The organism is Paenibacillus sp. 7541, from assembly GCF_002276395.1.
Classification (GTDB): domain Bacteria; phylum Bacillota; class Bacilli; order Paenibacillales; family Paenibacillaceae; genus Paenibacillus_AQ; species Paenibacillus_AQ campinasensis.
Window position 1 is genome coordinate 42,827 of sequence record NZ_NQLZ01000011.1, and the last position, 13,914, is coordinate 56,740.

Here is a 13,914-nt window from a genome sequence, read left to right on the forward strand (position 1 = left end):
CATGAAAACACCGGTTCAAGCAGGAGTGCAGCTCCTTGCCTGATCCGGTGTTTTGTTTTGACCAAGGGGTCCCGCTCCGCCCCGCAGGTGCGTGGCGAAGCGTGCAGCGGTCCCTGGCTGCTCCACCTCGCAGGTGTGTGGCGAAGCGTGCAGCGGTCCCTGGCTGCTCCACCCCGCAGGTGCATGGCGAGGCGTGCAGCGTTCCCTGGCCGCTCCGCGCCGCAGGTGCGTGGCGAAGCGTGCAGCGCTTGGATAATTCAGCTGTGGATCGCGTGTTCTCGCGGGTTACGGAATATCGTGCGGATCACAAATTCAGGAATGATCAGCAGCAACGCGATGGAGCTGTATACGCTAATGGTGTAGCTTAACGGGTAATCCAGACCGATCCCGTAATGCAAGAGCGTGGTAATGAGATGAATCAGCATATTGGTGAAACAAAAAGCGTAGCTGCGGATCATCCAGTTGCGGTGCCGGATCATTCGCTTCTTTTTGATTTGCACGAGCGCCATGATGGTGATAAACGGCCAGATCATATTCAGTAAGTTGAATCCGATGCTGCTGACCCTGCCCCCTGTAGCGTAAGGAGCCATATATCCGGAGGTTAGTACGACGATGAGTACGGACACGATATAGAGGTAGCCGTTGATGCGATGGAACCGGCGGCTTTTTTCCAAAAGACGATTGGAGAAATTAAGCAGCCCGGAAGCCATAGCAACACATGCGAATGCAACATGAACGTACATCACGTTTAACCAGACCGGGAGGTTGAGCGTCCGCCGTAGTCCTGTTTTATGGCCTATAAATCCGGCGGCACTTGGATCAATGACATAATTTTTGACCAGTGAGTAGAAGATGAAAATGATGGTGATCCCAGCGAGGAGCCGGAATAAAGTTTTGCGTCGATTCATGGATTCGTAAACCTCCAGAGATGGGAGAGCGATGAACGTCTCTCGCTCCCAAATTTCAGTTCGGATCAGGACGGTCAGGATCTTCGCGTGCCTGTCAATTTCGAGGCAGGCAGCATGCCGGCTTTGGCAACACCGGTCATGCGATCAGTCTCGACGGCCACTTCAAATTTCAGGTTCAATCGCATTGGCTTCGTGACGCGCAGCGACCAGATCAGCTTGCCATCCTTTAGCACAGGATTCAGGAAAGGCACCGTCTCGTTTGCCTGAGTTGCCTGACCCTGAATCTGTCCATCTACAGAGGATATCGACAGCATGACCTGCATATTTCCGATTGGCGTAGCGATGGCAATATCCCAGTCTCCATCGAAGGCAGAGGCCGGTAAGGCGGTATCCTTCAGGTAGGGCATGCTTCCAACTAGCTCGGAATGATCTTCCTTTAGGTGATCCGCCTCGGAATACCCTGTCTCGATGTCATCCGTCCTGGCATGATCCGTAACGGAGTGTCCCGTCTTGGCATGCTCCATCTCGGATCGTGCTCCGCCGTCCTTCCGTGCGGCTTGTCCCGGATCCATTCCGGTATTTCTCCAGACAGTACCTCTTCGTTCGAATTCGAACAGCTGCTCAACCGCATGCGCTATTTTGGGTCCGAGCTCGCGTTCCACCAGATATAGTGCTACATCGAGCCCAGAAGTAACGCCGCCGCCGGAGACGAGATTGCCATCATCCACAACGCGTGCTGCAACCGGGATCGCTCCAGCGGCGGCCAGCACCTCCATACCCATATGGTGGGTAACCGCATGCCTTCCCTCCAGCAGGCCGTTCATCGCAAGCAGCAGCGACCCGCCACATACAGTAGCGACGATGATGTCCTGCTGGAGCGCCTGTCGCTCATCTTTCTGCTCCTCGATTGCCTGTCGTTCAAGCGCCTGTCGCTCGTCTATCTGCTGACCAACCGCTGGCCGTTCAAACACCTGGCGCATCAAACTGCCCAGCTCCGTTTGCGCGGCTCTGCCGAGAATGGCTGGGATAGAATCGGGGCCATCGCCCTCCACCTCCCCGGCCGCGCCGGGGACAAGGATAATGCCAGCTTGCTGTGGGTTCAGCTTGCCGCTGGCTTCAATCTTTAAGCCGCCCATGCCGCTCGGAACGGATCGGGGCCCCTCGGCAGTAACCAGTTCTACATGGAGCGTACCGCCTGCGATCATGGCAGCGGCGCAAAAGACTTCATAAGGAGCTATGGCATCCATTAGATCAAAACCGTCAAACAGTACAATTTGAATTTTTATGATGTTGATCCTCCTTCTCGTCTTCCGTTAAAGGAATGTTCATAGAAGAATCGTAACAAACGAATATCTCAAACAAGGCGTCCAAAAAGTCACAAAACAATAACAATGTATCACAAATCAGGAGTGTGCGTTAGCTTCCTATGAAATAAATGATAAACTGGTTCCAAAGGTGGGATATTTGTGAGTGAAAAGACAACGATACTTGTGGTGGATGACGATGCCAGCATCGTGGAACTGCTGCGGGATTTTTTAGAGTTTGAACAATTTCATGTGTTGACCGCGTATGATGCGCAAGCGGCGTGGTCTCTCTTTACGAAGCACGCGGTTCATTGCATCGTGCTTGATGTCATGATGCCGGGACAGAGCGGCTACGAGCTGTGCCGCCGGATTCGGGCGGAGAGCGAGGTGCCGATCCTGTTCCTGAGCGCCCGCAGTGACGACGTTGACAAAATTCGTGGACTGACGCTCGGAGGGGATGATTATATTGTTAAAACAGCTTCTCCCGGTGAAATCATCGCCCGTATCCGTGCGGTACTGAGGCGTTCGGCTTCGCCGCAGCGTCCAGTGGAGCGGACACTTGAATACGGACGCATTAAGCTTAATTTGTCGGCAAGGGAAGTGTTTGTAGACGGGGAGAAGGTGGTGCTGACCCCTAAGGAGTATGAATTGCTGCGGTTGTTCGCGGAGCATCCGAGGCAAGTGTTCACATATGAGCAGCTGCTGGGGAAGTTCTGGGAAGGCATCGGCGACAGGCACACCGTGCGTGTGCATCTGGGGCGGCTGCGTGAGAAGATCGAACAAGACCCGAATCAGCCGAAGCACCTGATCAATGTATGGGGCGTAGGCTATCGTTTTGATGAGGGAGAATAATATGAAAACTGTGCGAATTCGTACGTTTACCATCATCTGTTTACTATTGATGTTTATATTGCCATGGACGTTTTTTGTGGCATCTCACTATATGGAGAATCGGACATTCCGCTTATCTGAATCCCGGTCGCATGAGCAGAAGGTCCAGCAGCAGCTGGACGAAATGATCGGCAGGATTGAAGCGGGAACGGAAAGCTGGATCGACCCGGCGTGGCAGCGGGAATTGAAGGACAAGCTGCAGGCAGTGGAAATGGATGCGGTACTTCTGTCTGCTTCAGGAGAGGAACTGTTTCGTTCCGATCCGGATCGCCGGGGCACTTCATCGTCAACCGAGCGGTTCTCGATTATTGTGAATGGAGAGCTGCATGGGAAAGCTATCATCTATCTGCCTTCGTCGAACATGTCGCTGATCCTTTCCATATTTGCCGGGCTGATTCTGGCATTCTTTGTCATGGGGGCAGCGATGCGCAGGCTGCTCTTAAAGCCGCTGGAGAAGATGAGTGTGGCGGCAAGGCAGATCGCGGAAGGAGATTGGGACGTGGAACTGCCTCGATCGGGGATTACCGAGATTTCCGAAGTGCGTGACGGATTTGCCGTGATGGTGAAGGGACTGCAGAACTCCTTTCAAAAGCAGGCACAATTGGAGAAGGAGCGCCGATTTGTCATCAGCGCCGTTGCCCACGATTTGCGTACGCCGCTGTTTGCTTTGCGTGGTTATTTGGACGGCCTAGAGCAGGGAATCGCCCGGTCGCCTGAACAAATATCGAAATATGTGGCGGTATGCAAACAGAAGTCCGAACAGCTGGGTCTGCTCGTAGAGGATCTGTTTACTTTTACAAAGCTGGACTATCTGGAGGCCAAGCTAAGCATGGAAGAGGTGGATGTGAAGCTGGTGATGGAGCGGGCGGTAGACAGTCTACGACCGTTGGCGGAGCACAATCAGATGGTGATCAACAGTCAACTGGCTGGGCCGTGCATGATTAGCGGCGATGCCCATCTGCTGGAGAGGGCCATGAACAATCTGCTAGACAATGCGGTCAGACATACACCGTCAGGCGGTGCAATTGAAGTTCGCTGTAGCCAGGATGACGATCGCGTGGTTTTCGAGATTCGGGATGCCGGTTCAGGATTCTCGACAGAAGACCTGGAGCGGGCATTTGAACCTCTTTACCGGGGGGAAACTTCCCGAAGCCGTGCGACGGGTGGAAGCGGTCTCGGGCTCACCATTTCGCAGCGAATTATCCGGCGACATGGCGGTGACCTAATTGCGGCCAATCATCCGGAAGGAGGAGCGGTCCTGCGCGGGTGGTTCCCTGTGTGGCATCCGGGAAACGCCCTTGGTTTGATCGAGACAGCGCTGGATGGAGATCGCGTGTGAGTTTTTATTGATAATTCGCTTTCCCAGAACCCTTGCGCAGTTATCCCGTTTAATCAGGACAGCAAACAAACAGAACAGACTGGCTAGGCGCCCCTTGTGGCCATCCAAATACAATATGTTCAGAGATGCTGTGATTTCATATGGTTTCCAACATACTGATCATGCAACAGCGGCAAGGGAGGGATTACATTGGCGGGCGATCAACTGCCTGTAGGAAATCCGCGGCACGGTCACACACATCTTCAGCAACTTCTGACCCATCGATTCCTCCGTCTCGGACAAGCGCAACCAGCGGCGTCCTGTATACTCACTCAAATAGGCCTGGAGATGCTTCAGCTCCAGCGCACCATAAGTGCTTGTTAGCGACTTCCAAGCCTCTCTGACGACGTTCCGCAAAGGCGTATACAATCGAAACGCTTGAGGGAACAGACCGACGTCCGATGACAGGTGATCCACATGCTCATCAATGAACGCGGTAAGATCGCGACGCGCTGCCTTTTTATCGGTTCCTCGGCTCTGCGGTACCAGGCGAATTATGACTTGCTGCGGTTCACCGGCCTCATCGACCGTGCAGCCAGCAACGACTGCCGAGGCATGTGGATGCGAAACCGTACATCGGGAGGGATTGCGTCCATATTGATCACTGTTTACCTTCACATCGCCGTAGAGCAGCTCCCGGGCATCGAAATACAGGGCAGCATGGCGAATTTTGTGCAGCATTAACCACGCGGTCTTGTAAGTGACGTCAATCACTTGACACAGCCGTGTGGCCGAGATGCCGTCCGGGAGCAGGAACAAATCCAGGGCAATGAACCACTTGAGCAAGGGAAGCCGGGTTCCTTCAAAAATGGTGCCCACCAAAGCCGATGTCTGATGCTTGCATCGTCCACACTCGAACAAGGGAATACGCCGGGAGCTCAGACGGCTGCACCCTGTGTGATTACAGCGCGGGCAAATAAAACCGCTTGGCCATTTCATGGCAATCAGCGCCTCCATGCAGTCTTGCTCGCTCTGATAACGGTTATGGAAAGATTGAAGCTCCGTCCCCGTATGGCTCATCATATCCGCTCACCCCGAATAAAAGTTTACTTGCATAAATTCCCGATTAAAGAAAATGACGAACACTCGTTCCTTTTATTTCATTATAGCAAACGTATGTTCCTCTTTCAATCGAAAACGTGAAAAAAATGTCTTATTATTTCGATTCACGTTTCCTGATTCTCACTCATCAACACTTGTTTGTGCGCATAATGCACTCTCTTTTTCAACTGTTAAGCCGATCATGACTGACGGTCATTCGCTTGTTTCTATGTTTCAGACTCCCTACACCCTGAACGAAAGGGATAATGATTAAAGGGGAGGGGGAGAGGAAGGAGGAGCTCAAGGGCATAGAGGCGAGGTCAAAGGCATAGAGACGAGGTCATAGGCATAGAGGTGAGGAAGAGGGTCAGTAGTCGGAGGCCGTTTTTTTAACATATATAATTTCTGATATGCCATGTTTACAATGCTCATTCAATGACTCGTATCCTTATGCTATGTTGGGGATATGAGATAACGTGAGGGGGATGAAGGATGGACAAGAAGCATGGGATTGCCGCAATGAGTCTAGCCGAAACTTTTCAGGATCGCTTTTTGATCGGGGCGGCCGTGAATCCGTTAACCTTGGATGCCCAAAAAGAGCTGCTCGTACAGCATTTCAACAGTGTCACTGCGGAGAATGAAATGAAATTCGAAAGGCTTCACCCCGAGGAGGGAGAATACACTTTTTCAGAGGCGGACAGACTCATGGACTTCGCGAGAGCGAACGACATGGCCGTCAGAGGCCATACGCTAGTATGGCACAATCAGACGCCGGATTGGGTGTTTCAGGATCGTTCAGGAAACGTCATTGGCCGCGAAGTTCTGCTGGCACGGATGAAGGAACATATTGATACTGTGGCCGGCCGCTACAAGGGTCGTATTTATGCTTGGGATGTCGTGAATGAGGCAGTCTCCGACAGTGGTAATGAACTCCTTCGCTCTTCCAAATGGCTTGATATTGCTGGTGAGGAATTTATCGCAAAAGCGTTTGAATACGCGCATGACGCCGATCCGGATGCTTTGTTATTTTACAATGATTATAACGAGTCGTTTCCAGCCAAACGGGATAAAATCTATTCCCTGGTCAAGTCCTTGAAGGAGCGGGACGTTCCAATCCACGGCATTGGCATGCAGGCGCACTGGAACCTGGTTAGCCCCGCGCTGGATGAAATCCGTGTAGCGATTGAAACCTATGCGAGTCTCGGCGTTGTGCTTCATATTACGGAGCTGGATGTATCGATGTTTGAGTTCGAGGACCGCCGAACCGACTTGACATCTCCGACAGCGGACATGCTGGAGCTTCAAGCAGCGCGTTATGAGCAGTTTTTTGGGCTGTTTAAGGAATATCAGGATGTAATCGGATCGGTTACCTTTTGGGGAGCGGCTGATGACTATACCTGGCTGCATGATTTCCCGGTGAGAGGGCGCAGAAATTGGCCGTTCCTGTTTGATGAGAGGCATGAGCCGAAGGACTCGTTCTGGAAAGTGATGGGGGTTGCGAGCTCCCACGATCCCAAGCCGCTGTGAATAGGAAACCGAGCACGGTTGCACAAATTTTAACTAAATGAAAATAGCAGGTCGCCTTATTAAACATCCAGGCATGGATTCCCGGTATGAACCCGGATCCGTGCCTTTTATATTTGTTATCTAAGTTGTCCCGAAAGCAAATCTTAAGCTTTTGTTAAGAACTTAATAGTCTGGCGTTAAGAACTTAATAGCTTAGCGTTAAGAACTGTCCGCTATACTGTTGAAATCCGTTTCGGACCACCGAGGCGATTCAAACAGGATGAGAGGGCAATACTATGAACAATTCACAAGCATTAGGGCTTCGAAGAGAGAGACTTCCAGAATTACAGCTGGTTCGCGCATGTGCGATTATCGGCGTCCTGTCGGTACACTCCACGTCCTTTGCGGTATCTGCAATGACAAGCTCCCAATATTTTTGGACGTACAACTTTCTGAATATTTTTATGAAATTCGGAACGCCGACCTTTATTTTCTTAAGCAGTTTGGTCTTGTTCTACAATTATTACAGCGAGCCTATTACTTTGAAGCGGATTAGCGGCTTCTATAAAAAGAGACTGTTATATATCATCGTCCCGTATACGGTGTTTTCGGTATTCTACTTCGGACTGCTACATTACTTGCATTACCAGGGCAGGCCGCTCGGGGAAACGATGGAGAGCTTCTTTACGAAGCTGCTAACAGGCAAAGCATACACCCATCTTTATTTTGTGTTCATCAGCATTCAATTTTACCTGCTGTTCCCGCTTATACTGTGGCTGCTCAAAAAGATGCCCCGTCTCGCTCGCTGGGCAGTTCCGATTGGACTAGGAATCCAGTGGACCTTTATACTTTTAAACAAGTATTATTGGCAAGTGCCGAATAAAGGAAGCTGGGCATTGTCCTACATAGCCTACTTCATGCTTGGCGCTTTTGTTGGCATCTATTACCCGAAATTAAAAGCTTGGCTTACGATCTGCCGGACCCATGCAACGCCATTGCGGACGGCCCTGTGGATCATACTGTGGCTTGGATGGATTGCGGCAGGGCTTGGTCATGTGTATGTCTATTACAACAGCCGATTATATGGAACCGCATATAATTCGACCTTATATGAGCTGATGTGGAATCTGCATACTTATCTGGGAGTAATCGTTTTGTTGCAGTTGGCATCGCTCGTTTATCGGGGGGCGAAACCAAGGGTTACCGATGGCTTGATGCGTTTAGGTGCGGTGTCATTTGGGATTTATTTAATACACCCGTTCTTTTTGCTGGTTTATCGACAGTTTCCACCTGAGACAGGGAGTTCACTAATGATGCATCTTTGGTATGCCGGGGGCTTTGCCGTTGCGCTGATGTGCTCATGGATAGTGGTGGAGATAACGGTACGCTGGCTCCCGGGATCATGGGTGATCTTTGGCCGTGTTCCAAAGTCGAAGAGTACCGGACAACAACAGGACATAGCGGCGAGCCGCAGTCTTAGAACCTGAATTCGAAGACCAGGTGTATACCGTGTTGTTGAGAACAGGTTATAAGATCCAGCTCCCGGACATCATAACCATAGCCAGGAAGCAACGGTCAGACTTAAGAGGCCTTCCGCCATAACATATAGCAGTAGAGTACAAGGAGGAGTCATGTCTGGAGTAACAATACTGATGGTAGACGATGAGACAGAAATTATTAAATTGATGGAAATTTACGTAAAAAACGAAGGGTATACGCTATTGACGGCTTCCAATGGTTTGGAGGCGCTTGAAATACTGAAATCTCATCCGGTGGATCTCATCATATTGGATGTGATGATGCCCCAAATGGACGGTATCGAGGCCTGTATGAAGATCAGGGAGGAGAACAATACACCGATCATTATGCTGTCAGCCAAAAGCCAGGAAATCGATAAGATCGCCGGTCTCAGCATCGGGGCAGACGATTATGTGACCAAGCCCTTCAGCCCGCTTGAGCTGATTGCACGCATCAAATCTCAGCTTCGCCGATATAAGCATCTGAACAGCAGCCGGGATCAAAACGAGAATGAAATCCTGATCGACGAGTTGTCGATCAACGTAGCCTCTCATCGGGTAATGCTGGCTGGCGAGGAGATTAAACTGACACCAAGGGAGTTCGCATTGCTGCATATGCTGGCAGTCAATCGAGGTCTGGTGCTCAGTATGGATAAAATTTACACGGAGGTATGGAACGAGCCGTTTATGGAATCCAAGAATACGGTCATGGTACATATCCGCAAGCTTCGGGAGAAGCTCGAGAAAAATCCGCAACAGCCGGAGATTATCAAAACCGTGTGGGGGATCGGATACAAGATAGAGTAAACGAAGGCAGAGGTGTCCTAACTTGAGACGAATACAGTTTAACAACATTCGAATGAAAATGCTGATTATGCTGGTAGCCAGTATCGGCATTACCGTTGCTCTGGTTATAGTTCTCTATGCGTTATGCATTCTGATCCTAAGTATTCCATATATTAATTCTCCGCTAGCCTGGATCGTCAACAACATCGGTTCCAAGCCTGTCATGTATGTCGTTGGCGTGCCCCTCTTCTTTGTGATGTATTACTTAGGGACAAGGTGGTTCATTCGCGATTTGGAATCCATTGAAGCGGGGGTCCGCGAGGTGACTGACGGACACTTCGATTACAAGATCGAGCTGCATTCGCAGGATGAGCTGGGGCGTCTAGCCTCGGGCATTAACCATATGACCGAGCAGTTGAAGCAATATCTAGAGGAAATCACGCATGGGCTGCGGGAAATTGCCAAGGGCAATTTTGATACGGAAATTCCCGTCCGCCAGGATAGTCAACTTGGCGAGGTTGCTGACAGTATCAACCAGATGAGCCGGCAGCTTCACCAGTCCATTCTGGAGGAACGCAACGCAGAGAAGACCAAGAACGATCTAATTACCGGTGTCTCTCATGATCTGCGTACCCCGCTGACATCAATTCTCGGGTTTCTAGAGGTTATTGAGGAGGATCGGTATCAGGATGAAGTGGAACTTCGGTATTTCATTAATATCGCCTATGAGAAGGCGCAAAATCTGAAGAAGCTGATTGATGATTTGTTTGAATATACAAGAATCAACAACGGTCTTCCGCTGGAAATCCGGGAAATCGACATGACCCGTTTTATAAAGCAACTGATCGAGGAATCGGTGCCGGCTATGGAAAAGTCAGGGGTTGAAGTTGAATTGGAGGCCGAGGAGGGGCTAGCGATTGTGGCTGATGGCGGCCAGCTCGTCAGGGCTTATGAAAATTTAATGTCCAATGCCATCCGGTACGGAGCGTCAGGCGGAAAAATAGATATTGCAGTCCGAAGTGAAGGCGATCAGGCGGTTGTCCGTTTCACGAATTATGGAGAGCCCATACCGGAGCGAGATTTGCCATTTATCTTCGACCGGTTCTATCGGGTGGAGGGCTCGCGTTCCAAGGAGACAGGCGGAACTGGACTCGGACTTGCCATTACAAAGAGCATCGTCGAGGTGCAAGGAGGGGTTATTTCGGTCCGAAGCGACCGACAAAGCACGACTTTTGAAACGCGTTTTCAAAAGGCAGGACAAGACTTGAATAGGGGATGAAAAGATGAGGAATAAACGTGCTTCGGTGTTGAAAAAACAAATAGCGGTTGCGGTTTGCGCCATATCGGCGCTGACCGTCCTTATTCCGGCTTCCGGAGAAAACATAATCTATGCGGAACATGCAGACACCTTTCAGATGAATGAATCAGTCCCGGAAGAAGGGGCACATAAACTGATTTTCTCATCAACGAAAGCAGTGTATATACTCAATGACGCAGAAATAAGTGCAGCTCAACCGATGATTAACCGTGGCGGCTATAATTATGTGCCGGTCAGCACGATGGCGAAACTGCAAGGATTCAGCCTCGCCTATGATCCAGCGACCAAAGAGGCTAGAATAAAGGGCGGCGGCGAGGAGTATGTTTTCAAGCCTGGCAGCCACATCGTTAAGGGGAGTGGAGCGACTTACTCAATGGAACTCCCCGCAATCACACACCGCGGAAGTATGATGGTTCCCGTTCGCGAATGGGCAAAACTTACGGAAAGCAGGCTGGCATGGGAAAACAAACAGCTCACATTATCCTGGGGAAACCAGGAGCATCCGGAGGGCATTGCTCCTGTCGCCGATTTTGCCACGGATAAGGCGGAGTATCGGCTCGGGGAGCCGGTCAAATACGAAAATCTGAGTCACGCCCCCGGCTCCAAAATCGTGAAGGAAACATGGGAGGGGAACGAATCCGCCTTCTTTGAGCCCGGAGAGCATGAGATCATGCTGGAGGTGGTCAACAGTGAGGGAGTCAAGAGCTCTGTCCGCAAAGTGATCAAGGTGCTTGATGAATCGCTGTATACGAAGGAAGAGTTTGATCGATTATTTACCCCAATTGGTCAAAAGTTTGACCTTGACGCCTCTTCTGCATTGCTTATGAATACCCTTCCTTTTACAATCGTGCCTCAAGACGGGCAGACATTCATTCGCAGTAACAGCCCCGAACATCTGACTGAGGAAGGGATTGCATATCAAGATACGATTTCAGGTGATGTGCGAATCAATATTCACAATCAGAGCCGTGCGAGCAAGGACCTGTCTGTTCATCTGATCGCTACGAATCCGGGAAGCACGCCGCTGTCCATCCGGCTTGGTGCGACCGGAATCGGGGGACCTGCGAAATATGTGTCCACCAGCGGCAAGGCGGCGATCACTCGTTACCTGGAGGCGTTCAGCAAAAAGGAGGCACCGGAGATTGTTACCATCCCGGCAGGGGAATCGGCTGTTCTGCTGCCTGATATGAGCGGCATTCCGCTTAAACCGGGTATGGTGCGAACGATATATACCGATCTGCATACCGATCAGGAAGTCAAACTCTCCGTGGTCGTGGCTGATCCTTCGCGCGACCCGCTGGAAGCGCTGGAGGAACTGCCCGTGCTCCCTCGGGACGGCAAGCATGTGCGGGGGACGTTCCCAGGCGCGAACCGGGAAGTCGTTGTCGATAGCGGCCAGCTTGGGCTAGAACCGCAGCGTCTGGTGCTGGGGGATTCCAAACAGGATGCATTCCTGAAGGGCGTCGACGGTGTGACAGGGGAGGAAGAGACTAATATTGGAAATACAGGCGTGTTTTATTCGATGAAACTGCGAATTGCGCCAAACACGTTAGTAGCTCTTAATGCCCGGGGAGGCCACTATGCGGGCGCGCTGCTCGTTAACGGCAAGGTGGTGCAAATGACCGATGGCAGCATCTTAAGAAATCAAAGCGAGGCCGGTGTCCTGTACCGAACAGGGAGTGCCGAGGAAAGCGTGACATTTGTGTTTGTGCCTGCTTCGGGCAGCAATCTTCCCGTCAATATGCTATTTATGCCGTTGCCAAACAAATCATAATCGAATCATGCTGAAACGCTCCCTGATCAGGGGGCGTTTTTTTCTAAGTGCTCGTGTGTTCCTGTTCAAATCAATCTTTCTGACTAGAGCATCGTTTTTTCAGTTTGATTTAAGTGTTTGCTAAGCATTTAAAGACGTTAGCGTTAAGATGTCTTCCTTATACTTGCAGCAGCAAGCAAACAAGGAGGCAAACAAACATGAAAGCACAATGTACAACACAAAAATCAAACCTTGGCAGGCTTCAAGTCCAACTAAGAGGGGTGGTGCTTCTCCTCGCCTTGGTTGTCATGGTTACAGGATGCGGCGGCAACAAGGTTCCTGATGAAGTGACTCTGTCCCTGGATGGCAAAGAGTTCAAGGAACCATTGGCCGAAATTCACGAAGGGCAGTTGATGGTTCCAGGATCCTTCATTAAAGACGTGCTTGGCAAAGAGGTGGAGTGGAGCGAAGATCTTAGTGCAAAGGCCCCTTCGATTTCAGAGCCAATTGTACACTATTCCGGCAAAGTCGGCGTGTTGATGTATCATGACCTGATGGAGAACCCGGATCGCGGAGACATCCTGTCCGTGGATCAATTCAGGGGACAGATGGAGCTGCTTCGGGAAGAAGGGTTCGTACCAATCAGTATGGACTTATATTTAGATTACATCGGCAAGGGAAGCGAGGTGCCGGACAATGCAGTTTTGATTACGTTTGACGATGGGTATGAGAGCTTTTACAAATACGCTTTCCCCATTCTGAAGGAATATAATTATCCGGCCGTGAACTTTGTCATCGTATCGGCAGTGGATTCACCAAGCGGTGAAGGCAGACCGAAGTTAACCTGGGAGCAGATGAGAGAAATGCAGGAACATCGGATCGGATTCTATAGTCATACCTATGACATGCACCGTTACGGGAGCATCGACGCCAAGGGTACACAGAAGCCGGTAACCACCCGGAATTTATACCTTGCAGATGAGAAACGCATCGAGACGGACGAAGAGTACGAGAAACGAATGGTGGACGACCTTATCCACGCTGAACAAAGGCTTAAGGAAGAGCTGGGCAACAACCGGAGCGTGATGGCGCTCCCATACGGGGCCTTTAACGACAAGCTGCTAGAGATTCTCGATTCCGTGGGTATTGAGGCTTCCTTCACGGTGAAGGAGGGCATCAATGAGCGGGAGGACAGAAACGGATACCGCATCAATGCCGGGCGGTCTGATCAACGTCCAGAGATAGTTCTGGCCAAATTAAAGGGTCAGGATCCGAGCCAGCGTCTGCTTGTGAATGGAGATGGAGCACAGCTTCGCATCAGCGGCACAACCGTACAATTTTCCAAGCTGCTTCAGGGCGTAAGCCCGGAGGATTCGCTTGTCCCGCTGCGGGAGGTGTGCCAGATATACGATATTAAGGTCGACTGGAATCATAATAAGAAGCTGGCGGTTATGACCACTGCTAAAATTAGCCGCACTGCAAACTGAAACCCGGCTCGGTTGTATCCATCCC

General features: G+C 50.8%; 11 protein-coding genes. 8 read left to right on the forward strand and 3 right to left on the reverse strand.

Going from position 1 to position 13,914, the window contains the following annotated elements:
- Window positions 1–257: 257 nt before the first annotated feature.
- Both CHH75_RS06260 and CHH75_RS06265 read right to left on the reverse strand, forming a co-directional pair.
- Window positions 258–908: a DUF2306 domain-containing protein gene (locus CHH75_RS06260; RefSeq protein WP_095397746.1), complete on the reverse strand. Its 651-nt coding sequence runs from the start codon at window positions 906–908 to the stop codon at window positions 258–260.
- Window positions 909–982: 74 nt separating this feature from the next.
- Window positions 983–2,197: a DJ-1/PfpI family protein gene (locus CHH75_RS06265; protein ID WP_095397747.1), complete on the reverse strand. Its 1,215-nt coding sequence runs from the start codon at window positions 2,195–2,197 to the stop codon at window positions 983–985.
- A 177-nt stretch (window positions 2,198–2,374) separates the two neighbouring features.
- Between CHH75_RS06265 and CHH75_RS06270 the strand changes: the two genes are divergently transcribed.
- A complete protein-coding gene (locus CHH75_RS06270; RefSeq protein ID WP_095264178.1) occupies window positions 2,375–3,064 on the forward strand; it encodes a response regulator transcription factor in 690 nt (229 codons plus the stop codon).
- 1 nt (window position 3,065) lies between these two features.
- Window positions 3,066–4,442, forward strand: coding sequence for a sensor histidine kinase (locus tag CHH75_RS06275; protein WP_095397748.1), 1,377 nt, complete (start codon window positions 3,066–3,068; stop codon window positions 4,440–4,442).
- A 159-nt stretch (window positions 4,443–4,601) separates the two neighbouring features.
- On the opposite strand, the gene CHH75_RS06280 is transcribed toward CHH75_RS06275, so the two are convergent.
- Window positions 4,602–5,504 carry a transposase gene (locus CHH75_RS06280; RefSeq protein WP_095397749.1) on the reverse strand — a complete coding sequence of 301 codons (903 nt, stop codon included), beginning with the start codon at window positions 5,502–5,504 and terminating at the stop codon, window positions 4,602–4,604.
- A gap of 510 nt (window positions 5,505–6,014) precedes the next feature.
- Here CHH75_RS06280 and CHH75_RS06285 point away from each other — a divergent pair.
- From CHH75_RS06285 to CHH75_RS06310, 6 genes are all read left to right on the forward strand, one after another.
- Window positions 6,015–7,049 (forward strand): endo-1,4-beta-xylanase, encoded by a 1,035-nt coding sequence (locus CHH75_RS06285; protein WP_095397750.1) that lies wholly within the window; start codon window positions 6,015–6,017, stop codon window positions 7,047–7,049.
- A 275-nt stretch (window positions 7,050–7,324) separates the two neighbouring features.
- Window positions 7,325–8,515, forward strand: a complete 1,191-nt coding sequence (locus CHH75_RS06290) for an acyltransferase (RefSeq protein WP_095397751.1) — start codon at window positions 7,325–7,327, stop codon at window positions 8,513–8,515.
- A gap of 144 nt (window positions 8,516–8,659) precedes the next feature.
- On the forward strand, window positions 8,660–9,352 hold the full coding sequence (locus tag CHH75_RS06295) for a response regulator transcription factor (RefSeq protein WP_095397752.1): 693 nt from the start codon (window positions 8,660–8,662) through the stop codon (window positions 9,350–9,352).
- Window positions 9,353–9,374: 22 nt separating this feature from the next.
- Window positions 9,375–10,610 carry a sensor histidine kinase gene (locus CHH75_RS06300; RefSeq protein WP_095397753.1) on the forward strand — a complete coding sequence of 412 codons (1,236 nt, stop codon included), beginning with the start codon at window positions 9,375–9,377 and terminating at the stop codon, window positions 10,608–10,610.
- Between the two features lie 28 nt (window positions 10,611–10,638).
- Entirely contained in the window at window positions 10,639–12,423 is a 1,785-nt protein-coding gene (locus tag CHH75_RS06305; protein ID WP_176475483.1) for a stalk domain-containing protein, read from the forward strand.
- A gap of 197 nt (window positions 12,424–12,620) precedes the next feature.
- Entirely contained in the window at window positions 12,621–13,889 is a 1,269-nt protein-coding gene (locus CHH75_RS06310) for a polysaccharide deacetylase family protein (RefSeq protein WP_095397755.1), read from the forward strand.
- The last annotated feature ends 25 nt before the right edge of the window (window positions 13,890–13,914 follow it).